Source organism: Duganella sacchari, assembly GCF_900143065.1.
In the GTDB taxonomy this organism is placed as follows: Bacteria; Pseudomonadota; Gammaproteobacteria; order Burkholderiales; family Burkholderiaceae_D; genus Rugamonas; species Rugamonas sacchari.
Genome location: NZ_FRCX01000003.1, coordinates 124331 through 148553 on the forward strand (window position 1 = coordinate 124331; position 24223 = coordinate 148553).

Annotated in this window: 20 protein-coding genes and 1 tRNA gene; 7 read left to right on the forward strand and 14 right to left on the reverse strand. The window is 63.5% G+C overall.

Translation table 11 applies throughout. The annotated features are described in order from the left end of the window. Window positions 1-4: 4 nt before the first annotated feature. Complete coding sequence (locus tag BUA36_RS06995) at window positions 5-223, reverse strand: cysteine-rich CWC family protein (RefSeq protein ID WP_072782898.1); 219 nt, start codon at window positions 221-223, stop codon at window positions 5-7. Window positions 224-389: 166 nt separating this feature from the next. Between BUA36_RS06995 and argB the strand changes: the two genes are divergently transcribed. Both argB and BUA36_RS07005 read left to right on the forward strand, forming a co-directional pair. Then, window positions 390-1283: an acetylglutamate kinase gene (gene argB / locus BUA36_RS07000; protein ID WP_139260436.1), complete on the forward strand. Its 894-nt coding sequence runs from the start codon at window positions 390-392 to the stop codon at window positions 1281-1283. A 47-nt stretch (window positions 1284-1330) separates the two neighbouring features. Further along, window positions 1331-1405 (forward strand) — tRNA-Thr (locus tag BUA36_RS07005). A gap of 24 nt (window positions 1406-1429) precedes the next feature. Here the strand turns inward: BUA36_RS07005 and BUA36_RS07010 are convergent. Then, a complete protein-coding gene (locus BUA36_RS07010; protein WP_229255634.1) occupies window positions 1430-2245 on the reverse strand; it encodes a TraB/GumN family protein in 816 nt (271 codons plus the stop codon). A 79-nt stretch (window positions 2246-2324) separates the two neighbouring features. Between BUA36_RS07010 and BUA36_RS07015 the strand changes: the two genes are divergently transcribed. From BUA36_RS07015 to pabB, 3 genes are read left to right on the forward strand one after another with little or no spacing between them, the layout of a single operon-like run. Beyond that, window positions 2325-3077 (forward strand): HAD-IA family hydrolase, encoded by a 753-nt coding sequence (locus BUA36_RS07015; protein WP_072782908.1) that lies wholly within the window; start codon window positions 2325-2327, stop codon window positions 3075-3077. Window positions 3078-3104: 27 nt separating this feature from the next. Beyond that, entirely contained in the window at window positions 3105-3680 is a 576-nt protein-coding gene (gene slmA, locus BUA36_RS07020) for a nucleoid occlusion factor SlmA (RefSeq protein WP_072782911.1), read from the forward strand. After that, on the forward strand, window positions 3680-5530 hold the full coding sequence (pabB, locus tag BUA36_RS07025; protein ID WP_072782913.1) for an aminodeoxychorismate synthase component I: 1851 nt from the start codon (window positions 3680-3682) through the stop codon (window positions 5528-5530). Before slmA ends, pabB begins: the two co-directional genes overlap by 1 nt. Here the strand turns inward: pabB and BUA36_RS07030 are convergent. The 9 genes from BUA36_RS07030 to ftrA all read right to left on the reverse strand — a co-directional run bounded on the left by BUA36_RS07030 (window position 5521) and on the right by ftrA (window position 19683). Continuing rightward, window positions 5521-7233 carry a ShlB/FhaC/HecB family hemolysin secretion/activation protein gene (locus tag BUA36_RS07030; protein ID WP_072782915.1) on the reverse strand — a complete coding sequence of 571 codons (1713 nt, stop codon included), beginning with the start codon at window positions 7231-7233 and terminating at the stop codon, window positions 5521-5523. The genes pabB and BUA36_RS07030 overlap by 10 nt on opposite strands. Before the next feature lie 19 nt (window positions 7234-7252). Continuing rightward, entirely contained in the window at window positions 7253-15721 is an 8469-nt protein-coding gene (locus BUA36_RS07035; RefSeq protein WP_072782917.1) for a YDG domain-containing protein, read from the reverse strand. A 9-nt stretch (window positions 15722-15730) separates the two neighbouring features. After that, window positions 15731-16234, reverse strand: a complete 504-nt coding sequence (locus BUA36_RS07040) for a DUF6916 family protein (protein ID WP_072782919.1) — start codon at window positions 16232-16234, stop codon at window positions 15731-15733. After that, entirely contained in the window at window positions 16231-16716 is a 486-nt protein-coding gene (locus BUA36_RS07045) for a GNAT family N-acetyltransferase (protein ID WP_072782921.1), read from the reverse strand. The genes BUA36_RS07040 and BUA36_RS07045 overlap by 4 nt, the downstream gene beginning before the upstream one ends. 1 nt (window position 16717) lies before the next feature. After that, window positions 16718-17236, reverse strand: a complete 519-nt coding sequence (locus BUA36_RS07050; protein ID WP_072782923.1) for a phage tail protein — start codon at window positions 17234-17236, stop codon at window positions 16718-16720. 12 nt (window positions 17237-17248) lie between these two features. Continuing rightward, entirely contained in the window at window positions 17249-17764 is a 516-nt protein-coding gene (locus BUA36_RS07055; RefSeq protein ID WP_072782925.1) for a phage tail protein, read from the reverse strand. A 20-nt stretch (window positions 17765-17784) separates the two neighbouring features. Next, on the reverse strand, window positions 17785-18303 hold the full coding sequence (locus BUA36_RS07060; protein WP_072782928.1) for a phage tail protein: 519 nt from the start codon (window positions 18301-18303) through the stop codon (window positions 17785-17787). Window positions 18304-18321: 18 nt separating this feature from the next. Further along, window positions 18322-18591, reverse strand: a complete 270-nt coding sequence (locus BUA36_RS07065) for a DUF6916 family protein (RefSeq protein WP_139260402.1) — start codon at window positions 18589-18591, stop codon at window positions 18322-18324. Between the two features lie 135 nt (window positions 18592-18726). Continuing rightward, the gene (gene ftrA, locus BUA36_RS07070) at window positions 18727-19683 is read right to left on the reverse strand and encodes a transcriptional regulator FtrA (RefSeq protein ID WP_072782933.1); all 957 of its coding nucleotides are present in this window, start codon (window positions 19681-19683) and stop codon (window positions 18727-18729) included. A gap of 95 nt (window positions 19684-19778) precedes the next feature. Here ftrA and BUA36_RS07075 point away from each other — a divergent pair, with 95 nt between their 5' ends. Next, window positions 19779-20171 (forward strand): rhodanese-like domain-containing protein, encoded by a 393-nt coding sequence (locus BUA36_RS07075; protein ID WP_072783637.1) that lies wholly within the window; start codon window positions 19779-19781, stop codon window positions 20169-20171. Here BUA36_RS07075 and BUA36_RS07080 read toward each other — a convergent pair. After that, window positions 20168-20776, reverse strand: coding sequence for a glutathione peroxidase (locus BUA36_RS07080; protein ID WP_072782935.1), 609 nt, complete (start codon window positions 20774-20776; stop codon window positions 20168-20170). The genes BUA36_RS07075 and BUA36_RS07080 overlap by 4 nt on opposite strands. A 129-nt stretch (window positions 20777-20905) precedes the next feature. Between BUA36_RS07080 and BUA36_RS07085 the strand changes: the two genes are divergently transcribed. After that, window positions 20906-21934, forward strand: coding sequence for an extracellular catalytic domain type 2 short-chain-length polyhydroxyalkanoate depolymerase (locus BUA36_RS07085; RefSeq protein ID WP_229255635.1), 1029 nt, complete (start codon window positions 20906-20908; stop codon window positions 21932-21934). On the opposite strand, the gene BUA36_RS07090 is transcribed toward BUA36_RS07085, so the two are convergent. Both BUA36_RS07090 and BUA36_RS07095 read right to left on the reverse strand, forming a co-directional pair. After that, window positions 21906-23360, reverse strand: coding sequence for an NAD-dependent succinate-semialdehyde dehydrogenase (locus BUA36_RS07090; protein ID WP_072782941.1), 1455 nt, complete (start codon window positions 23358-23360; stop codon window positions 21906-21908). The two genes, BUA36_RS07085 and BUA36_RS07090, sit on opposite strands and share 29 nt — an antisense overlap. A gap of 10 nt (window positions 23361-23370) precedes the next feature. Next, window positions 23371-24213: a PPK2 family polyphosphate kinase gene (locus BUA36_RS07095; protein WP_072782944.1), complete on the reverse strand. Its 843-nt coding sequence runs from the start codon at window positions 24211-24213 to the stop codon at window positions 23371-23373. Between the last annotated feature and the right edge of the window lie 10 nt (window positions 24214-24223).

Genomic DNA, 24223 nt, shown 5'->3' on the forward strand with positions numbered 1-24223 from the left:
AGGGTCATGCGCCATTGTCAGACGGAGTAATGGTGGACGTTTGAGACTGCTCAATGATGTGCTGCCTGAGGCATGCCGGGCACCAGCAGCTCGAGCCTGGCGCGGACGGCACCGGCACTGCGGGCGGCAGGTAGGTACACCAGCAAGGCTGCGCCGGCGCTGCGGGATCGGCGTCCTTCATGGCGCAGGAAAACTGCGCGCCGCAGCGGGAACAGGTACTCATGTTATTTCCAAAACAGTCATCAAAAACCAGCGTACAGGAGCTTCCAGGAAAATACCACCAGATGGCCCTATAATGCGTACTTGATTGCGCCAACTGGCTGTAAAATTGCGCCCAAAATCTTTCTACCGGACTTGCCATGACCCAACTGACCAACCTGAACCTAGGCATGAATGACGATTTGACTGCGGTCTCTCCGCAGATCAAGGCGCAGATTTTGGCCGAGGCTCTCCCTTACATCCGTAATTATCACGGCAAAACCATCGTCATCAAATACGGCGGCAACGCCATGACGGACGAGCGCCTGAAACATGGCTTCGCCCGTGATGTCATTTTGCTCAAACTGGTCGGCATGAACCCGGTGGTGGTGCACGGCGGCGGTCCGCAAATCGACAACGCCCTGAAAAAAATCGGCAAGCAAGGCACCTTCGTGCAGGGCATGCGTATCACCGACGAAGAAACCATGGAAGTGGTGGAGTGGGTGCTGGGCGGCGAAGTGCAGCAGGACATCGTGATGTTGATTAATCACTACGGTGGCCAGGCAGTCGGCCTGACCGGCAAGGACGGCGGCCTGATCCGCGCCCGTAAAATGGCCATGCCGGACAAGGAAAATCCAGGCCAGACCCTGGACATCGGCTTCGTCGGCGAAATCGAAGCGATCAACCCGGCCGTGGTCAAAGCGCTGCAGGATGACGCCTTCATTCCGATCATCTCGCCAATCGGCTTCGGCCAGGATGGCCAGGCATACAACATCAACGCTGACGTTGTCGCCGGCAAGATCGCTGAAATCCTGAAAGCCGAAAAGCTCATCATGATGACCAACATCGCCGGCGTGCAGGACAAGCAGGGCAATCTGGTGACCGACCTGTCGGCGCGCGAGATCGACGAGATGTTCGCTGACGGCACGATTTCGGGCGGCATGCTGCCTAAAATTTCATCAGCCCTGGACGCTGCCAAGTCCGGCGTGAACACGGTTCACATCATCGACGGACGAATTGAGCATTCTTTGTTGCTCGAAGTCTTGACCGAACAGGCTTTTGGCACTATGATCCGGTCTCACTGAAAAAAAGGCGGTCTCGCCTGACATCGGTGAAACCGCCACATTTGTATGCCCTTTTAGCTCAGTGGTAGAGCACTCCCTTGGTAAGGGAGAGGCCACGTGTTCAATCCACGTAAAGGGCACCACTCTTCTGCAGTACCCTCCCCCGCTTAATAAATTCGTTCTACGGTCAGCCCGCGTTTGCGCAGCAGCTCCGGCACGCTCATTTTGCCGAACAGGTGCAGGATGCCAATAGCCGCCACACTGTTGTTTTCGCGCGCCATCAGCTTGACCATACCATCGGCCAGCGCCGGATTGCGGCCCTCCAGCAGCACGTTCTGCACGAAGCGGCCGGAATAGGTATCGTCCATCTCCGCTTTCAGCGCCAGCGCCTCCAGCGCTTTGGTATCGGCATGACGCCACGCATCGGCGATCTCGCGCGCCTGGTTGGCCTGTTCCTTGTCCTCGATGCCCGCGATCGCCTCCTGCAGGAACAGCAGCTGCTCGGCCGCCGTCATCGTGTCGAATAGCGCCATCTGGCTTTCCGCCGATTCCAGCTCAACGATTTTTTTGCCACTGGCGTGCGCCTGTTTCGACAAATGCGCGTCCACCGCCAGCGACGCTTCATAACCCTGTGCGGCAAACTCGCTCACCGTCAGCAGGCTGGCCAGCAGCCAGGGCTTCATGGTGGCCACGGTTTCAGGTTCAATCCGGTACTGCTGCAGCAGACGGTCCAGCCGCTGGCGCCAGTCCGGCGTCAGCGTGATGCCCTTGGGGTTGAGGCCATGCTGCTGCACGGCGCGCGCCAGTTTTTGCGGATCACCGAGCGGATCGATTTCCAGCGCCAGCACCGGCGCCTTCTTGAGCAGACCGCTCAGGCGCGGCTCCAGCGGATAGAAATTCCGGGCGCCCACGTGAATGGTGCCAAACAGGTAAAGCGTATGCCCGCCCTGCTGTACCTTGAACAGCGCGCCGCGATTCGGCATCGCGTCCTGCTCTGCCGCCCCGCTGGAACCAAGGGCAAAAAAGAACAAACTGCAGAACAACACTATAATCTGGCGGCGCATGGTTTCCTTTATTGATAGAGCTGATGTGAATATTACCCGCTCCTCGCCTGTATGGCTGTTTGATCTCGATAACACGCTGCACAATGCCTCGCACGCCATCTTCCCCGCGATCATGGCCGGCATGAACAGCTACCTCGCCCATCTGCTGGGAGACGGCGTCACGCCCGCCAGCGATGCCGTGGTGAACGCCACCCGCACCCTGTACTGGCAGCGCTATGGCGCCACCACGCTCGGCGTGGTCAAGCACCACGGCGTCAAGGCCGAGCACTTTCTCGATGCAACCCATCACTTCGATGACCTGCAGACGATGATCCGTCACGAGCGCGGCTTGCGCCACCTGCTGCGCCGCCTGCCCGGCCGCAAAATTTTGCTGACCAATGCACCGCACCGTTATTCAGCGCAGGTGCTGCGCCATCTGGGTCTGCACCGCCAGTTCAGCCAGCACATCGCGGTGGAAGCCATGACGGTGCACCGGCAGATGCGGCCCAAGCCCTCCAAGCTCCTGCTGCGCAAGCTGATGCGCCATCACAAACTGACACCGCGCCGCTGCATCCTGGTGGAAGACACGCTGGCCAATCTGCGCAGTGCGCGCGAGCTGGGCATGCGTACCGCCTGGGTCACGCAGTACCTGACCATCAACGACTCGGCCGGTCTGGCGCATCCGCAGAAAAGGTTAATTCGCCCCGCTTATGTCGATGTCAAAGTAAAATCTGTCAGGAACCTGCCGGCGCGTCTGCATCGCCTGCGCTGAACAACCTTCACCAACCCACGAGACCATATGGCAAGCACACCGCCAGGCCAGCGCCGTTTGCAAATCCTGCAGGCGCTGGCGGAGATGCTGGAACAGCCCAAGGGCGACAAGATCACCACCGCTGCGCTGGCGCGCAAGCTGGCGTTTTCTGAAGCCGCGCTGTACCGGCACTTCGCAAGCAAGGCCCAGATGTTCGAGGGACTGATCGAGTTCATCGAGCAGACCGTGTTTGGCCTCATCAACCAGATCGCCGAGCGCCAGAGCGACGGCCTGGCGCAGGCGCGCGATATCGTCGCCATGCTGCTCAATTTCGCCGCGCAGAATCCCGGCATGACACGCGTGCTGATCGGCGATGCGCTGCTCAACGAAGACGAACGCCTGCAGGCGCGCATGAACCAGTTTTACGACCGCGTGGAGCTGGCGCTGAAACAGGCGCTGCGCCTTGCCGCCAGCGAAGGCCAGGCGCACGAAGCCGATGTGCCGGCGCGCGCCGGCATGCTGGCCAGTTTTGTCATCGGCCGCTGGCACCGTTATGCCAAGAGCGGCTTCAAACATAATCCGTCGCAGGACGCGGCGGTACAAATCACCCTGCTTTTATCCTGATGAACTCTGAAGTATTCGCCCTGCTGGACGACGCCAGCCCGGAAGGCAGTCAGGCCGGCAGCCGTTCGCGCCTCTACACCGGCCACACCGGCACGCTGCGCTGCGACGATATCGCGCAATGGCCGCAACTGCTGGAACAGATGCAGGCAGCGCTCGCGCGCGGCGCCTACGCCGTCACCGTGTGCGCCTATGAGCTGGGCGAAGCCCTACTGGCGCTGGACGGCGCCGACGCCGGCGCCAATGCCGATAAGGCGCCGCTGGCGCAGATCCTGCTGTTCCGCGACTGCACGCTGCTGTCCGCGTCCGAAGTCGGCGAATGGCTGGCCGCCCGCTCCTTCCCCATCGAGTGTCCGGCCGGCATCGCCAACATCCGCCCGAACATCGGCCAGGACGCGTTTAGCGGGGCGCTGGCGCGCATACACGACTACATCGCTGCCGGCGACACCTACCAGGTCAATTACACCTACAGGCTGCGTTTTGACGCGTTTGGCGGCATCCATGCCTTGTACGCCCGCCTGCGCGGCCGCCAGCCCGTCCCGTATGGCGCGCTGATCGCGCTGGACGATGGCACGGCGGTGCTGTCGCTGTCGCCGGAACTGTTTGTGCGCCACACTGGCGGCACGCTCACCGCGCGCCCCATGAAAGGCACGGCGCCAGCCGCACCGCCACAGCAGCAAGCCGAAAACACCCTGCGCGCCACCAACCTCGCCGCCGACCCTAAAAACCGCGCCGAAAACCTGATGATCGTCGACCTGCTGCGCAACGACATCGCCCGCGTCGCCACCACCGGCAGCGTGGAAGTCCCGGCACTGTTCGAGGTGCACCGCTACGCCAGCGTGCTGCAAATGACCTCGACCATCACCGCCCAGCTGCGCGATGACGTCACACTGGCCGACATCTTCGACGCGCTCTACCCCTGCGGCTCCATCACCGGCGCACCGAAACGCCGCACCATGGAAATCATCCGCGAGCTGGAACCGGATGCACGTGGCATCTACACCGGCGCCATCGGCTGGTTCGATCCGCGCGACGATGGCAAGGTCGGTGACTTCTGCATGTCGGTTCCCATCCGCACGCTGACCTTGCAGCCGCAAGGCGCGGATGGCGTGCGTCATGGTGAAATGGGCGTCGGCGCCGGCATTGTGTTTGACAGCAACGCGCAGGAGGAATACGCCGAGTGCAAGCTCAAGGCGCGCTTCCTCACCGGCCTGCAAAATGACTTCGATATTTTCGAGACCATGTACGCCACACCAGCGCAAGGCATACGCCACCGTGAACGCCATCTGGCGCGGCTGCAGGCATCAGCGCTCTATTTCGGCTTCCCGTGGGATGTGAACGCAGCCAATGCCTACCTGGACACGGCCAGCAAAATGCTGGAACCGGAACACGCTGCCTATCGCCTGCGGCTGGCGATCAACGCTGCCGGCGCCTTCGCCGTGCAGCACGCGCCATTGGCGCCGTTGACTGAACCGGTGCGCGTGCTGCTGGCCGCAGACAGCACCAGCACCAGCGACCTGTTCCTGCGTCACAAAACCAGCATCCGCTCACGTTACGACGCGGCCTGGCGCGACGCCGAAGCGCAAGGCGCTTTCGATACGCTGTTCTTCAATGAGCGCGGCGAGTTGACGGAAGGTGGACGCAGCAGCGTGTTTGTGCGCGTCGATGGCCGCTGGCTTACGCCGCCGCTCAGCAGCGGCCTGCTGCCCGGCGTGATGCGCGGCGTACTACTGGACGACCCGCAATGGAACGCCAGCGAGGCCGTCATCACGCGCGCCATGCTGGAGGCTGCGGACGACATCGTCATCTGCAACGCCCTGCGCGGCGCGCTCAGGGCCGTGCTTCAGAAGTAGGTCGACACGTTAAACCAGGCACGCTTGCGTGCCGAACTGCCATCTGCATCATTGCCCTTGAGGTTGCGGCCCGGGTTGTCGCCCAGCTTGGCCGCCACCTGCAACTGCACCACAGTGCGCTCCAGCGCGCGCCAGCTCCAGCCGATGCCCACGCCTTTCAGGCTATAGCTGTTGCCCGGACCAGCGGCCGTCAGCGCGCCCGGATAGACAGTGTGATTCAGCGTGATGTGACCATAGTCGAAGAACACCGACACGTCCGACTTCATTGCCCGCAGGTCGTAATGGCTTTCCAGCGTCAGCACGTAACCTTCATCGCCACTGGCTTCACCAGCAGGATAGGCACGCACACGTCCCGGACCGCCAAGCGACATCTTTTCACCCGATTCCAGATTCGCCGTGGCCAGCTGACCGCTCAGGCTCACCAGGCCAGTCACACTGGCGCCGAGACGCTGATAACGATTCAGCTGATAATTCGTGTGGGCGAAATGGCCCTGCGTGCCCGCGACATCGGCCGCCAGCGAAGCGGCGTTGGCCGACAAGTCCACCTTGCCCGGCGTGACATCCAGCGAGGCGCTGGTAAAGCCGCCGCCCAGCCACTGGTCCTGACGGGTGTAGCTGATCCCCACCGGCACCGTCTCCACGCGCTTGTCGCTGGTGCGGATGCCGTTGGCGTCATTGGTGTAATGCTTGTTGTCGTAACCGGCGCGCAGCTGGATATTGACATCGCCGGAGCGCAGCAACGGGTGCGTCACCAGCAGCTGCGCCACCTGCGCGCCGCCAAAGCCGTTCAACGATTCAAACTCCGCGCCCAGGTGATAGCGCAGCGCCGAATACGCCGCGCCGACACGGGTGCCATGGCTCCCCACCGGCATCACATAGCCTGCGCGGGCGTAGTTGAAATCGGACCCCGTGGTCGATCCCAGCAGCGAGGCTTGCCCACCCATGCCGGCGATATCATTGAAATTCAGGCCGCCTTGCACCCGCACACGTCCCGTGTAGCGGTTGGAGGAATTGTCGATACCCAGTGTGCCGTTCACCAGCGGCGCTTCGCTCAGGCCGATATCCAGTTCCGTTTCGCCCTGTCTGGCGCCAGGCGCCAGCTCGGCACGCGCCGTCACGCCAGGGAAGTCATCGGTCAACAGCAGCGCGCGCTCCAGCGCTGTATCGCGCAGCGGCTGGCCTGCCGGCGTCAGTGCGTCGAAATAGCGGCGCGCCTGCTCCGGCTTGAGCCGCACGCTGGCATCCGGCACCAGTTTGATCTCGCCCACGCGGCCTTCCAGCACCGTGATGCGTACCTCGCCCTGCCCCAGCTCCTGCGGCTGCAAGGTCGCATATGCCACCAGGTAGCCTTGCTGACGGTAGTAAGCGGTGACGGCGTTGGTCGCCGCGCTCAGTTCTTCGAAGCTCAGTTCACGGCCCGCGTAAGGCTTGAGCAGATCCTGCAACGCCGCTTCCGGCACCACGCTGACGCCGTCGAACACAAAGCGGCGCACCATCACGCGCTGTGCGCCCGACAGCTGCACACCTTTGACGGCACGGGTATCCGGCAGCACCGGTCCATTGGCTTTCGGCGTCTGGATCAGCGCCGGTGCGCGATTGGTTTCCAGCAGACGGCCAGCGTCCGGCGTGGCTTGCGCATAGACCAGCGCGGGAGTGAGCAGGATAACGAGCGCCAGTGCGCCTGCGGTTCGGGTTTGATGCACAAAATTCCTTCGTATCAGGTTATTCCGCAGTGCGGATGCCGCCGTTACGCGATGCGATCTGCGTACCGCCGGGCAGCGAGGTAGTCGTCACCTCGTCCTGCTGCCCACCGTTGGCGCCAGCGCTACCGCCATTGTTGTTTGCACTGAAGGCCGGACCGCCATTGCGGCTAGCGGTGTTATTCGTGTTACCGCCAGCTGTGCTGCCATTGCCACTGCCACCGCCACTGCCGGTGCTACCGGCGCCGGCAAAGGTCTGCTGCAGCGGCGTATCCGGTGCGGATGGCACGCCGAGACTGCCGCCCTGCGCCACCGGCAGTACCGGCTTGACGATCGAGCCGATCGTATCGTTGACCGGAGCGGCTGGCGCCAGCACCGTCAGCGAACCGTTGACGTAGTTGACTTTGTAGTTCGGCAGATCCGTGCCCGCCAGCGTGATGGCGTAATCGCCGGCCGCCGATTGCGCATTCGCGCTGGTGGCCACCGTCATCTGGCCCACAGTGTCGCCAGCCACCAGGCCACTGGTGCGATAGCTCAGCGCCGGATTAACTGCACCAAATGCGCGCGTCTGGTTATCCGCAGTGACGACCAGATCTTTCTGCGCGATGTTGGCGGTGGTAGTAGCAGCGGACGAAGCCAGCGTGTAGTTGCGCGCATCAGCGCCTCCCAGCGAGATGCCGCTGACCGTCACCGTCTTGCCGCTGCCCGCATTCTTGTCGCTGAATGCGGCACTGCCGCCAATCTCCAGCGCATCGCCAGCCAGACGGTTGTCGGCCACAGTGAACTGCACCGCCGTCGTACCGTCGTAGACTTTGTCGCTGGCCGTCACGCTGGCGGTCAGGCTGCGGGGCGTAATGGAAGCGTGTGCCTGCAGACTGCCGGTATTCATGGTGTAGTTACGCGCATCCGCGCCGGTCAGCTGGACGCCGCTGACATTCACGACCTTGCCGCTGCCGGCATTTTTGTCAGCAAAGACGCCGCTGCCGCTGATCTGCACAGCGTCGCCGCTCAACGCATTGATGCTGAGCGCAATACTGGCGGCGGTGCTGCCATCGTAAACCTTGTCTGCCGCCGTGGCATTGGCCGTCAGTGCGCGCGGCGTAATGGTGGCCGTACCGGAGCTGCTGACCGACAGCGTGTAGTTGCCGGCATCACCGCCAGACAGGCTCACATCGCTGAGGATCAGCTTTTGCACGCCAGCGTTTTTGCTGGCGAAGCTGCCGCCGCCGCTGATCTCCAGTGCATCGCCGCCGATGCGGTCATCGCTCAGATTGACGACAGCAGCAGTCGTACCATCATAAACCTTGTCCGCACCAGTCACCGTGACGTTCAGCGCACGTGGCGAAATCGATCCCGTGGTGGTCGCGCTGTTCGACGTCAAATGGTAGTTGCCCGCATCCTCGCCGCTCAACGTCACGCCGCTGACGCTGACCGCCTTGCCGCTACCGGCGTTTTTATCCGAATAATTGGCCGCTGCGGACAGGCTGAAGCGGTCACCGGCCACGCGGTTGTCACTGAAGCTGACGCTCGCACTGGCGCTACCGTCATAGGTCTTGTCCTGGCCGGTGGCCGTAAAGGACAGGTCGCGCGGCGTGATATCCGCGCTGCCAGCCGCACTACCCGATGCCAGCATGTAGTTGCCCGCATCCGCGCCAGCCAGACGAATATCGCTCACCGTCAGCGCCTTCTGGCTGCCTGCATTTTTATTGACGAAGGCCGCAGCGCCCCCTGTCACCGTCAGCACATCGCCCTGGATGCGGTCATCGCCCAGCGTTGCAACGGCGTTGACGCTGCCATCGTAGACTTTGTTGCTACCGGCAGCTGTCACCACCAGTGCACGCGGCGTAATGCTGGCCTGCGTGGTGGCGCTATTGGCGAACAACACGTAGTTGCCGCCATCCGCGCCGCCCAGTGTCACCCCGCTCACGCTGACGCTCTTGTTGGCGGCGGCATTCTTGTCGCCGAAGACAGCGTTGGCCGTGTAGCTCAGCACATCGCCGGCCACACGGTTGTCGCTGTAGTTGATGCCGGCATTGACCGTGCCGTCATAGACCTTATCGATACCCGTGACGCTGACGTTCAGCATGCGCGCCGTGATGGCGCCGGTACCGCTGTTACTGCTCAGGTCCAGCGTATAGTTGGCGGCATCGGCGCCGGACAAGCTGGCGTTGCTGAAGACCAGTGCCTTGTTGGCGCCGACATTCTTGTCCGCATAGCTGGCACTGCCGACACCCACCGTCAGCGCATCGCCATTCACGCGGTTATCGGTAAACGTGACCTGGGCACTGGTAGTGCCGTCATACACTTTGCTGACGCCAGTACCCGTGACCACCAGCGCGCGCTGCGCGATGGTGGCGGTGGTCGTCGCACTGCTATTGGACAGCACATAGTTGCGGGCATCCGGGCCGCTTAGCGTAATGCCGCTGACGCTGACGGTCTTGCCGACACCAGCATTCTTGTCCGCATAGCTTGCGGCATTGCTGTTGTAGTTCAGCATATCGCCGCTGACGCGGTCATCGCCAAAAGTCACCACCGCGCCGGTATTGCCGTCATAGACCTTGCCCGCACTGGCGATGGTGGCCGTCAGCGCGCGTTGCGCAATGCTGGCCGTGGTGCTGGCGGAAGTCGATGCCACGGCATAATTGCCCGCATCGGCACCGCCCAGCGCGATGTCGCGCACAGTGATGCTCTTGCCAGTGCCGGCGTTCTTGTCGGCGAAACTGGCGTTGCCGCTGATGGTCAGCACGTCACCTGCAATGTGATCGTTCTCGCTATAGCTGACCGTTGCTGCCGTGCTGCCGTCGTACACCTTGTCACCACCGGCGACGCTGACATTCAGCGTCTTCTGCGTGATCGTACCGGTGCCGTGCGCTGTCGTGGAAGCCAGCACATAATTACGCGCATCCGCGCCGCTCAACGCGACGCCATCCACCGAGATAGCCTTGCCGGCGCCCGCGTTCCTGTCGGCGTAGACGGCGCTGCCGGTCGCGCTCAGCGTCAGCTGGTCGCCGTGGATACGGTCATCACCGAGCGTGGCGCTGCCATTGGCCGAACCGTCATAGACCTTGCTGAGGCCATTCGCGGTGGCAGTCAGCGTGCGCTGGCCGATATTGGCGCTGGCGGTCACGCGGGCGCTATCCAGGATGTAGTTGCCTGCATCCGCGCCATTCAGCACCACATTGCCGATGTCGATGCCCTTGTTGCTGCCGGCATCCTTGCTGCCGAAAGCGGCGCTGGCGCTAAAGCCCACGCTATCGCCGCTCAAATGGTTGTCGGTATAGTTGACGGTAGCGGCAGTGGTGCCGTCATAGACTTTGTCCACACCGGTGGCGCTGATCACCAGCGAGCGTGGCGTGATGTTGCCGCTGCCGGTCGCGACAGCGGACGCCAGCGTATAGTTGCCCGCATCCGCGCCCGACAGGGACAGGCCTCCCACCGTAATCGTCTTGCCGTTGCCGACGTTCTTGTCGCCATAGCTGGCGCCGGCCGATGCCAAAGCCAGGTGGTCGCCCGCGACCCGATTGTCGGCCAGCGTCACGCTGGCCGTCGCCAGGCCGTCATACACCTTGCTGCCACCGGAAACGCTGACATCCAGCGTACGCACCGTGATGTTGCCACTGGTGTGCGCAGCCGTCGATGCCAGCACGTAGTTGCCGGCCGATGCGCCACTCAGGCTGATGCCGCTGATGGCGATGTCCTTGCCCACACCGACATTCTTGTCTGCGTAAACGGCGTTGCCGGCATAGGACAGCATATCGCCGGCGATGCGGTCATCCTGCCAGCTGACCACCGCGTTGCTGCTGCCGTCATACACCTTGCCATTGCTGCTGGCAGTCGCGGTCAGCAGACGTGGCGTGATGGCGCCGGTCGTGGTTGCAGCCACCGGCTGCAACGCATAGTTCGCCGCGTCGGCGCCGCTCAGCGTCACGCCGCCGATGGTGATGGTCTTGTTGCTGCCAACATTCCTGTCCGCGTAGTAGGCGCTGCCAGCCGCCACCACCAGGTTGTCGCCGCTGACGCGGTTGTCACTCCAGGTCACACTGGCATCCGTCTGGCCGTCGTACACCTTGCTGGCGCCGGTCGCGCTGGCCGTCAGGGTACGCGTGTTGATGCTGCCGGTAGTCATCGCGGTCGCCGATGTCAGCTTGTAGTTGCCGGCATCCGCGCCGGACAGGGACAAGCCGCTCACCGTGATATTTTTGCCGGTACCGGCATTCTTGTCGGCATAGCTGGCGCCGCTGCTGCTCAAGGTCACCGCGTCGCCACTCAGGTGATCGTCACTCAGGGTCACTGCAGCAGTGGTGCGGCCATCGTAGGTCTTGTCGCTGCCCGCCGCGCTCACAGCCAGCGTGCGCTGCGTGATGTTGGCCGTGGTGCTGACCGTGTTGGACGACAACGTGTAGTTGGACGCATCGGCACCGGTCAACGTCATGCCGGTCACGCTGATCTGCTTGCCGCTGCCGACGTTCTTGTCCGCATAGCTGGCGGTGCCGCTCAGGTTCAATGCATCGCCGGCGACCGCGTTGCTGAGGTAGTTGACCACCGCGCTCGCATTGCCGTCGTAAACCTTGCCGCTGCTGCTGACACTCACGGTCAGCGCGGCCGGGGTCACGGTCTGCTTGGCATTGTTGGCATTGAAGACCAGGTTATAGCCCATGCCGTCAGCCAGCGTGCCCTGGTTGATGTTGTACACCCCGACGTTCTTTGAACCGTTGACCAGGCCCAGTGCCCCAGTCAGGGCATTGCCCGCCGTGTCGCCATCGATGTAGCCTGTGGCATTGTAGTTGATGCCGCCGATCACACCGTCATACACCTTGCTCGAGCTGCTGGCAGTGACCGTCAAGGTTGGTGCGGCCGAATACAGGAACCAGTTGCCGCTGGCCGCATATTGCGGCGTGGCGCCGGTGTAGGACTGTGCATAGTGCTTGCTGTAGCCAAGCAGGTTTTCCGTGGTCTGGCCGGGCGTACTGGAATACACCAGATAGCGGCCGCTACCCGCCAGCACCAGCCCCTGCAAGGAGTTATTGGTGAAGGTGCCATTGCCTTTGGTGACAGCCACAATCGCATCGCCGCTGCCGCCCGCAATGAGCTGGCCAGCGGCGCCGATCACCACATCATTGCCGCTGTTTCCACCCAGGTTTTGTACCTTGATCGCATCGGCGCGCACCACGCTGTTGACGGTCAGCGCACCGGATGCGCTATTGGTTTTGTAAGCGCCTGCGGCATCGAGTTTCAGGTTCAGCGTTCTGGCGTTGATGCCACCGTTAATCGTCAACACCGCGCTGCCCGGATCGCGGTCCTTGTCGACCGGACCGGTACTGGCGTCAGGTTTGGCGGCGTTCGCCGTGATCGTCACCGTGCCGAGAGGAAGTCCGATATCGCCGTTAATCACGATGCTGCGGCCAGCGGACAGTGTCAGCGAGCCCAGGCCGGAAAGGCTGCTACCGGCATCCATCGTGATGTCATTACTGGCCTGCAGCGTGACCGTGGTCTGCGCATCGATGAGCAGATTATTCAGCGCGGCGGTGGAGAACATGGTGGTGCCGCCGCTGGCGCCAGTCGCGCTGTAGCCGAGGTCTTTCACCGCGTTGCTGCCGTTTTGAATCGAGAATGCATACACGCCGCCACTGGCTGGCGCATTGCCTGCCTGATCGGCGTAGGGCGCGCCGACCACCAGGCGATCACCGCTACCATTCATCGCCACCGCGAAGCCAAAGTTGTCATACTCGTTGGAGCTGACCTTGCCGTCCGGTGCGTAGGTATAGCCGTTGCCTACCGTGCTGACCAGCTTGGGCGCACCATAGCTGCTGTCGGCAAAATCATAGATGCGTACGGATCCCGAACCCAGCGTGGTGCCGCCGTATTTGGGCGCATTGGGCGCGCCCACCGCCAGACGGGTACCCGACGCATTGAAGGCGAGCGCGGAACCAAAGTATTCTCCATCCAGCAAGCTCACCTGGGTATTGCTGCCACCGGTGACGGCGCTGCTCAGCGTAGCAGCCTGGCTGGCGGTGCTGTAGCCGGCCGTGTACAGATACACCTTGCCGCGTCCATTGTCAGCATTGATGGCGCCCACCGCCAGGCGGTCGCCCGTGCCGTTCAGGGCAACCGCTGTGCCAAACAGGCTGTCAGCAGCGCCGCCGATGCGATAGGCAAAGGCGGGCACAAAGGACTGCGCACCCTGGGTATCGTTGTTGAACATGTACACCGCACCGGCGCTACCGCCTTCGTACAATGCCCCGATGGCCAGGCGGCTACCACTGCTGTTCAGTGCCAGCGATGAACCGAAGCCAATCGCACCGCCGTTCACGCCCTGCGTGGCGTAGCTGCTGCCCAGGTTCACCGTATCATTGGCGAGCAGATTCTGGAAGCCGCTCGTGGCAAAGCGGAATGCGTGAACCGCGCCGGCGCCGCCAGCCTGTCCCGGCGCGCCAATCGCCAGCGTCCTGCCGTCGCCGCTGAGCGCCACGGCGGAGCCGAACAGCGCGTCCGCGTTCAGGCTGAGATTGACGTTGCCGTTGCCGGTATAACCAGAGCCGATGGTGCCCTTGAGCGCCGCGCCGGCAAAGGTATTGTTGACAAAGGTGTACAGGCGGACCGCGCCCGCATTCTGCGTCGCATTGGTGGCGCCACGGTCAAATGGCGCGCCGACGGCCAGCTGCGTGCTGTCCGCGCTGAGCGCCACGCCAAAGCCCGAGCCGTCGCCGGCTTCCAGCGCGCTGTCGCCCTTGAGTATTTCGGAATACGTCCACTGGCTCGCGCTATTGCTGATGATGATGTTCTTCGGGTCCAGCAGCAGGCTGCCGCCGTGGCCCAGTGTCAGCTTGTCCAGGTTCACATAGCGCAGTGCGTCGGCCGAAGAGACTTCCACCGCGCCGCCGCGCGCGGCGCCATCGGCCTTGATCCCGCCCAGCAGCGTGGTCTGCTGCTGCGACCAGACGACGGCCGTGCCGCCCTGGCCCGTCTGGCCGCGTGCCGAGACGTCGATATTGCTGCTGTCATTGAGGAACACGCTGTCGGCATTGCCAATCGCGGCGGTCTGTCCCCAGCGCGCAAGGAAGCGCTCCGTGTCGGGCGGACTGCCATGCGGCGTACCGCCCTGGAAGGCGCCGCCTACGCGCACCAGGCCACCTTGGGTGGCGCCGCTGGCGTCCAGCGTGCCGCTGAACAGCGACACTTGCTGGCCGCTCACGTCGATGCGTCCGCCCACGCCGCTGCCGCCCCGCGCGCTGTGCGTGCCGGACGAGGTCAGGCCGGCGCCCGCGCCCAGCGTGGTGCTGCCGCCATCGGTGGCGCCATCGGCGCTGCTGACGGAAGACGTATTTTCAACCAGCGCATTGCCCGCTACATAGCTGACCGCACCACCGGCAGCGCTGCGGCCATTGGCGCTGACCACCGCGGCGGCAGACAGGTTGCCGCTGGCGTGGATGGCAATGCTGCCGCCGCTGGCGCCATCGGCATGCAGCGCGCCATCCACCGCCACGATCTGGCCCTCAACGACTATGGCGCCGCCCTTGCCGGCGCTGCTGGAGACATCCAGCGCGCCCGTGTGCACCTCGTCCGCCACCAGGCGGATGCTGCCGCCATCGCTGACGATGCCGCGCGCCTGCACGATGCCGGTGTTGTTGACGGTGGCCCGGGTCAGCGCATCCGCCGCCGCGGCGCTGAGCAGCACCTGGCCGCCGTCGGCGCTGATCGCGCCACTGTTGTGTGCCAGCGCCTGCAAGGCGCCGCGCGTGGTCCGCACGCCGATCAAGCCGTCGCCGCGCAAATCGACGCTGACCTGTTCACCCGCCGCCAACGCCACGCTGCCTTGCGGCGCGCTGATGCTGCCGCTATTGCTGACCGATGGCGCAACCAGCGCCACATAACCGCCGCTGGCGGTGCGGATACGGCCGGCATTGCTGACGGCGCCCGCGCTGCTGCTGCCGGTAAAGTCGTACTGCGCGTTGAGGAAGGCACGGTCGGAAATATTCAGCGACGACGCGGTCAGCGCACCCACATCCACCTGCGCGCTGGCGCCAAACAGCACGCCTTGCGGATTAATCAGGAACACGCTGCCGTTGGACGACAGCTTGCCGTAGATCTGCGAAGCATCGCTGCCGATTACGCGGTTCAGCGCCACCGCCGATGCCGATGGCTGGTCGAAGCGCACCGCCGCATCCGCGCCGATGTCGAAACGCTGCCAGTTGACGATGGCCTGGCTGGAACTCTGGGTGACCGTCATCTGGTTGCCGCTGGTGGCAATGCTGGCCTGGCCTGCGGCCAGTTGCGCGCCGCTCGGCAACGCATTGACGGCAGGCGGTGGCGCCGCCAGCGCGCTACCCGCCAGCGCGGCCCCGGCCAGCACCGCGCCAAGGCGGCGTGCTGCACGTACCGTGGAGTTGCTCTTGCCACGGCCGCGCGCAGTTTCAGCGACGACGATCCAGCAGGCATGGACATGACTCCAGACGAGACGATAAAAGCGGTTGGCAGAGGCGTGTTTGTGCATGGTAGTTCCTTAAACCAGCAGGCTGAATTCAGCGCGATAAGTCGTGGCACCGTTGCGCTTGGCGTCCGGCGCGAGATACAGGGCGAAATGGCCGATCACCTCGTTATCCATTTCGTAGGTGCCGGCCGCAACGCTGGCGCCGGCCGGGCCGGTGAACCGCAGCGTGAACTGCTCCAGCTTGGGCGTGTGTGCGGCAGCGGCGGCCAGCTTCAATGCGGCAGCACTGGTGGCATCCGCAGCACTGGCGGCCGGCGCAGCAGACGGCTCGGCCGTGACCGCGTCCAGCGTCAGGCCTATTGCGCCCTGCTCCGGGTGATTCAGCCAGAACTGCTGCCCCTGCAGCCCGCGTGCGCCCTCCAGCGACCAGCGATAGGCGTTGCCAGACGCCGCTTCCACTCCGGCCTGCGCGTCCGCTGCGCGCGCCGGTGTACCCAGCCCCAAGCCCAGACCCAGGCCCACTCCGGCCAGGGAGCCGCCGCCCATTTTTTTCAAAAGATCGCGCCGATTCATCATGCTGGTTCTCCGTAGTGTTGAGCGGTGGCGCTGGCGCGCCATTCCATCAGCCGGTACAGGCCGGACGTGCTGATTTCTTTAAAGCCCAGGCGCTGGTACAGGGACTGGGCCGGGTTGTTGACTTCGACATGGATGCTCACAGCAGGCCCCTGCTGCTGCAAGGCTTGCAGCAGCAGCGTGCCTAGCCCGCGGCCGCGCCACGCCGGCAGAAGCGCGATGTCGATGACGTGGATACGCTGCGCACCGCGCTGCACATACAGGCGCCCCACCGGTTCGCCATCGACCTCGATCACGTCGAAGTCGGCCTCCGGGTTGTGCTGGTGATAGTGCTGGTGCTGGGCGTCGAACTGCATGCGCAGAAAAGCGTCGGCCTGTTCCGCACTCCATGCGATCATCGCCATTTCCTCCGCGCGCACGGCGGCATACACGCGCCGTAAAAAGGCCTCGTCCTGCGGCTGGCAAGCACGTAGCGTGTAATGCATATCAGCTGCGTGCCGGATACACGCCTTGCAGCGCGATGCAGAAATTGAGCGTCAGGTAAGGCGGCATATTGTTGTGCGGCTGGTTGTTGCCAGACGGCGCAAGCTGCGCGCGCGCCACCGGCGTACCGGCCGTGTTGCTGTAGACCGGCACGCTGCCGCTATTCCCTTGCAGCACGCTGACGCCCGGCGTGCTGGCCGTCGCCGCGGCGTTGCTGGCCGACAGCTTGTGGGTGTGACCCGGTATCTGGGCCGGCGTCAGCGTCACGCTGGCTTCGCCGCCCTGGTCGCCAAGGTAATGCATGCTCAGGCCCGGTCCTTGGCCAGGATGCATGGGCGCGCGCGAACTCAGGTCGGGCAAGGCGAAGGTGGATCGGCCATCACCGCCATAGTTCGTGCCCAGCAGCGAGAACAGCGCCGTATTCTGCGATATCGGCATCAATCTGCCATTGCACATCGCCCAGCCTTTGGGCGCGAAGTTCCACGGCAACATGCGGATTTCCGCGACAAATGGATCGCTCATCGATGGGACTCCTTAGGTTTGCGACGGATAGACGCCGAACAGGCTGATGATGAAATTGACGCACAGATACGGCGCCATATTGTTGTGGGGCTGGTTCTGGCCGTTGCTGTAAGCAATCGCCTCCGACGCCATATCGACCGTGCCGCCGCCGCTCAGCGTATAGACCGCGGTGCCGCCGGTATTGGCCAGCGCGCCACTGCCGCTGACACCGGAAGCCGGGTCGCCGCGCTGGGCGGTCGCCTGCACGCCGTGGGTGTGGGCCGGGATTTGCTGCACGGTCAGGGTTACCTGCTCCACCCCGCCGGATTGGGCCAGTGTATAACTGCTGCCCATGTGCACTGGCACGCGGCCGCGCAGGTCAGGCAGGCAGAAGGTCGTCACGCCATCGCCACCGTAGCTGGTGCCCAGCAGCGTGAACAGCGTTTCGTTTTCAGAAATCGGCAACAACTGGCCCTCGCAAAACATCCAGCCCGCAGGCGCGAAGTTACCGGCAAATAGGCGTATCTCGCCTACATAGGGATTACTCATGGTTCATCCTGCGAAGTGAGTTAGTTTTGGCTAGGGAAAATGCCGGCCAGGGCAATGACGAAATTCAGCGCCAGGAAGGGTTGGCGGTTTTCATGCGACTGTGAACCGCCGACGGTGCTCACCGAATTCGGCGCCAGTGTCTTGCCGTCCGCCACGCCCAGCATGTCGCGGCCAAAGCGGCCTTTGGCGCCCAGCAGGGCGCCGGTCGGATCGCCGGTGTTGGCAAGCGACGCGCGGCCATACAGCGTGTGGCTGTGCTGCGGCATCTCATTGGCAGACACAGTGTGCGCCGCCTCGCCGCCCACCTGCCCCAGTACCAGGCTACCGGCACTGCCGTTGCCCATGCTGAACGGCACGCGGTCGCGCAGGTCCGGCAGCGCAAACGTGGTGCGGCCATCGCCGCCATAGGTGGTGCCCAGCAGCGCGAACAGCGCCTGGTTTTGATTGATCGGCAGCAGCCGGCCATTGCAGAACGCCCAGTTCTTGGGTGCAAAGTTAAACGCAAAAATGCGGATTTCACCTAAAAAAGGATCGCTCATGTCCGTGGCCTGTGGGTATCAGTTGAAGATTGCCTGGTAGTGGATGGCATCGCCTTCGCGGGCAACCGGAACCAGAAACAGGTCCAGCTCGCCATGGGCGGGGGCGTCGAGGGTGTAGATGTCTTGTGGCAATGCCGGCAGCGGGCCACTGAACAGCAGCGTGAATGCCTGGTGTCCGGGCAGGCTGGCGGCGACTTGCTCAGCTTCCAGCAGTTGCAGCTCGACACCGGCATGGGCCGTCACGCGGAAACGCTGCTGTATGCGGTCAGCAAAAAAGGAATAGGACAATGGCGACGCCATAATATTTTGATAACAAAAAAATTATGACGTATTATATATTAGATATTCTTGTTAAGAAATATCACTTTGTAGCACGAATATGCTACAAGCCGCACCAATACTGGTTTCAGCGCAGGCTTACATTTAGTCTGCGCGCGCAAAACGCCGCCGGTAAGCTCCCGGCGTGGTCGCCGCGAGACGGCGGAAATGGTGGCGCAGCGATTCCTCGGAGCCAAAGCCGGCGCGCTCGGCAATCTGCGTCAGCGGCACATCGGGCTCTTCCAGCATCTCCTTGACGATGGCCACGCGTTCGCGGATCAGCCACTCCACCGGTCCAAAGCCGGTGGCCTGTTGAAACTGGCGCTGCAAGGTGCGGGGACTCATGGCCGCGCGCTCGGCCATGCTGTTGACCGTCTGCGGCTGCGCCGGATGGCTGCGCAGCCAGTCCATCAGCCTGGACAACCTGCCCTGCTCGCCGTGCGCCATGGGACGCGGCAGGAACTGGGCCTGCCCGCCCTCGCGGTGCGGCGCCACCACCAGCCGCTGCGCCACCAGATTGCCGACCTTGGCGCCATGGTCGCGCCGCACCACGTGCAGCAGCATGTCCAGCCCCGCAGCCGAACCAGCGGCGGTGATCACCTGGCCATTATCCACATACAGATCGTCGGGCTGCACCGCGATTTGCGGGTAGCGCCGCGCCAGCCTTTCCGCATAACGCCAGTGCGTGGTGGCGCGCTGCCCATCCAGCACGCCGGCCGCTGCCAGCACAAACACGCCCGAGCAGATCGAGCACAGCCGCGCGCCGCGTGCGTGGGCGGCGCGTATCCAGGCCAGCAACTGCGGCGGCGGCGATTCATCGGCATCGCGCCAGCCGGGAATGATGATGGTGTCGGCGCGCTCCAGCAGCTCGGGCGCATAAGGCGCCTGCACGGTGATGCCGCCGGCGGCGCGGATCGGCCCCTGCTCCACTGCGCACACGGCAAAGTCGTACCAGTCCACGCCCAGTTCCGGACGCTCCAGTGCAAACAGTTCGACCGTGCAGCCGAACTCGAAAGTACACAGCCGGTCGTACGCCAGCGCCACCACGAGATGTTTTTTCATGGCGCAATCTTACCGTAGATTGGCCTGCGCGCCACTTCTGACCGTAACGAAGGCAACGCACAATGACGTCACTGCCAACCCATCAGGAGAAAACCATGTCCTACGTTACCGAAGTAACCGCCGCCGACAGCGCCGCCGCCCTGGCGCACTTTGAAGCCAGCTTCCGCTACGAGACCGATTGCTGGGACGTGCATAACGCCATCAGCACTGGCCAGCAGGATTTTGTATTGCTGGACGTGCGCGGCAGCGAGAAATACCAGGCCGGCCACGTGCCAGGCGCGCTGGATCTGGCGCACCGCAAGATCATCGGCTCCAAACTGGCCGAGTTCCCGGCCGATACGCTGTTTGTGGTGTATTGCGCCGGACCGCACTGCAATGGCGCGGCCCGTGCCGCGATCCGGCTGGCCAAACTGGGCCGCCCGGTCAAGGTGATGCCGGGCGGAATAACGGGCTGGGTAGATGAAGGGTTTGAACTGGCGAGGTCTTAAGAACCCAGCGCCTTTTCAACCGCGCTCACCAGCTGCTTGTCGCTCGGCGTGATCTTGCTGCCGAAGTTGTTGACCACGTTGCCGTGGCGGTCGATCAGGTATTTGTGGAAGTTCCAGGCCGGCGCCTTGCCGGTCGCCTTGATCAGATTGGCGAACAGCGGATTCGGTTCTTTGCCCGAGACCACCGACTTGGCAAACATCGGGAACTTCACGCCATAGGTGTTGTAGCAGAAATCGGCGATTTCCTTGCTGCTGCCTGGCTCTTGCTGGCCGAAGTCGTTCGACGGGAAGCCCAGCACCACCAGGCCTTTGCTGCCATATTTGGCATACAGGCCTTCCAGCCCCTCGTACTGGTTGGTGAAGCCGCAGTAGCTGGCGGTGTTCACCACCAGGATCACCTTGCCGGCGTACTGGCACAGGTCCTGCGGCGAATCGTCCTGCAGGCGCTTGAAGGTCTGCTTGAGGATGACCGGGCAGCTGCCCACCGGCACCGTTGCCGCAGCGGGAGCGGCCGGCGCTGCGGCCGGGGCTTGCGCCAACGCGGCGGCGCTGGCCGCCACGGTCAGCGAGGAAACAAGGCATAGCTGGGCGAGTGTCTTGGACATAATGGTCGGCAGGAGAGAATGAGGAACGGATCATTCTAGTCCAAATTAGTGCCCCTCGCACGATTGACCCAGATTAAGCAATGACTGCTTTCATGACGTTAATGTCATTCCATATGACACGGAGGCGGTATGCGTATTTTGCTCCTCATGCTGCTATGGATCAGTACTGCGCACGCGCAGCTGGTGTCCTTGCCTGCCATGCGCGCCGGCCAGGTCAGCGTCTCCGGCCTGTCGTCCGGCGCCTATATGGCGGTGCAGTTCGAGGTAGCGTTCTCGCGCAGTGTGATCGGCGCCGGCATCATCGCAGGCGGTCCGTATTTCTGCGCGCAAGGCAGCGTGCTCACCGCCACCACCAGCTGCAGCTGCAGCAACGACCTGCTCCCCTGCCGCGTGCGCGCGGGCGGCACGCGCGTGCCGGACCTGATCGCCATGACCGACTGGTTCGCTGCCGCGCAAACCATCGATCCCACCAGCGCCATGGCCAGCCACCGCGTCTGGCTGTTTTCCGGCAGCGCCGATTCCATCGTGCCGCCGACGGTGATGAACGACCTGCACACCTACTACCGCCATTACATCAGTGCCGGCCACATCAGCTACAAGCGCAACCTCAACGCAGAACACGCGATGCCCACCAATAGCTACGGCAATAGTTGCCTGACGCTGGGCACGCCCTACATCAACAACTGCAACTACGATGCTGCGGGCGAGCTGCTGAGCTGGATCTACGGGCCGCTCAACGCGCGCAATGAGGGCGCGCTCAGCGGCCAGTTCATCGCCTTCGACCAATCGGAATTCATCGCCGTGCCCAGCTGGCACGGCATGGCGGATTTCGGCTACCTGTATGTGCCCGCCGCCTGCAACAGCGACAGCGCAGGCTGCAAATTGCACATCGTCTTCCACGGCTGCCTGCAAGACCCGGACACCATCGGCGCCACCTTTGTACGCTATGCCGGCTACAACGCCTGGGCGGACAGCAACCGCATGCTGGTGCTGTATCCCCAGGCCACCGCCACCTATGCCAATCCCAACGCATGCTGGGACTGGTTCGCCTACGACGACACGCGCTACGCGCAGAAAAGCGGCCGCCAGATGGCCGCCGTCAAACGCATGGTGGACCGTCTGACCGGACTTATATGCCGCCCAGGCAGATGTACTTAATCACCAGGAATTCATCGATGCCGAGGTGCGAACCTTCGCGTCCCAGGCCGGATTGCTTGACGCCGCCAAACGGCGCCACCTCGTTTGAAATCAGGCCCGTATTCACGCCGACCATGCCGCTTTCCAGCCCTTCCGCCACGCGCCAGATACGGCCGACGTCGCGCGAATAAAAATAGCTGGCCAGGCCAAACTCGGTATTGTTCGCCAGCGCCAGCGCTTCCTGATCGGTGGAGAAACTGAACAGCGGCGCCAGTGGCCCGAAGGTTTCTTCTTTGGCGACCAGCATCTCGGCGTTGACATCGGCAATCACGGTCGGCTGGAAGAAGCTGTGCCCCAGCGCGTGACGCTGGCCGCCCAGCAGCAGACGGCCGCCCTTGGCCAGGGCGTCAGCCACGTGCTGTTCGATCTTCTGCACGGCCTTCTCATCGATGAGCGGGCCTTGCGTCACACCTTCCTCCACACCGTTGCCAACCTTGAGCTTATTCACAGCCGCCACCAGCTTCTGCGCAAACGCTTCGTACACGCCATCCTGCACATAGATGCGGTTGGCGCACACGCAGGTCTGGCCCGAGTTGCGGTACTTGGAGGCGATGGCGCCCTCCACTGCCGCATCCAGGTCGGCATCGTCAAACACGATGAACGGCGCATTGCCGCCCAGTTCCAGCGACAGCTTCTTGATGCTGGCGGCGCTCTGTTCCATGAGCAGCTTGCCGATCGCCGTCGAGCCGGTGAAGGTCAGCTTGCGCACAATAGGATTGGCGGTCATCTCGCCGCCGATTTCCTTGGCCGCACCCGTCACCACGCTGAATACGCCAGCCGGCACGCCGGCACGCTCCGCCAATACCGCCAGCGCCAGCGCGCAGTACGGCGTGGCTTCGGCCGGCTTGAGCACCATGGGGCAGCCCGCCGCCAGCGCGGGGCCGGCCTTGCGGGTAATCATCGCAATCGGGAAGTTCCACGGCGTGATGGCGGCGCACACGCCGATCGGCTCCCGGGTCACCAGGATGCGGCGGTCCGGCCATGGCGACGCCAGCGTCTCGCCCGCCACACGCTTGGCTTCCTCGCCAAACCACTCGATGAACGAGGCGCCATACGCCACTTCGCCGCGCGACTCGGCCAAGGGCTTGCCCTGCTCGGCGGTCATGAGCAGTGCCAGGTCGTCGGTGTTTTCCAGGATCAGGTCATTCCACTTGCGCAGGATGGCGGCGCGTTCCTTGGCCGTCATTTTGCGCCACGCCGGCCAGGCAGCGTTGGCGGCATCGATCGCGCGTCTGGTTTCGGCAGCGCCCATCAAGGGAACGGTGCCGATCTGTGCGCCGGTGGCGGGGTTGGTGACGGCCAGCGTGGCGCCGTTGTCGGCATCCACCCACTCGCCATTCAGGTAAGCCTGCTGACGCAGCAGGCCGGGGTCTTTCAGTTGCAGCATAAGGAGCTCCTTATTCCACGGTGAAGGACGACAGGTCGGGATGCGGTGGCGGATACTGCAGGTCCATGCCTTCCAGCGTCTCCAGCAGCAGACTGGCAATCACCAGATTGCGGTGGGTCTTGGAGTTGGCCGGCACGATGTACCACGGCGCATGCGGCGCATCCGTTTCGCGGATCGCCTTTTCATAAGCGCGCTGGTAGTCGTCCCATTTGGCGCGCTGCTTGATGTCTTCCGGATTGAACTTCCACTGCTTGTCCGGATCGTCGAGACGCTCTTGCAGGCGCTCGCGCTGCTCTTCCTTCGAGATGTGCAGGAATACCTTGACGATCACCGTACCCGTCTCCGCCAGCATGCGTTCGAAATCGCGGATCTGCGCGTAACGGCGCTTGCACTCCTCGTCATCGATCATGCCCTGCACCCTGGTGATGAGCACATCCTCGTAATGACTGCGGTTGAAAATCGCAATCTCGCCCTGGACCGGCACATGCTGATGCACGCGCCACAGGTAGTCGTGCGCCAGTTCGCTGTCGGTCGGCGCCTTGAACGCCACGGCACGCAAGCCCATGGGACTGATGCGGCTAAACAAGGCGCGCACCGTGCCATCCTTGCCTGCGGTGTCGGTCCCCTGCAGCACCAGCAGCACCTTCTGCCCGCGCTGGGCGTACAGCTTGTCCTGCAGGGCGGCGATGCGGTCGATCAGCGCGGCGGTGCGTTCGAGGTCCAGCGCCTTGGCGCGCGACTTGCCAAGTTTGGGATTGGCGGCGCGCGTCGAGAACGTGCGGTCGTCCGCGTCCTTGTCACGCAGCTTGAATTTGGGTGGCGCGCGGAAGCGCTGGCGGGCATTGTGTGTCATCGGATGAGCA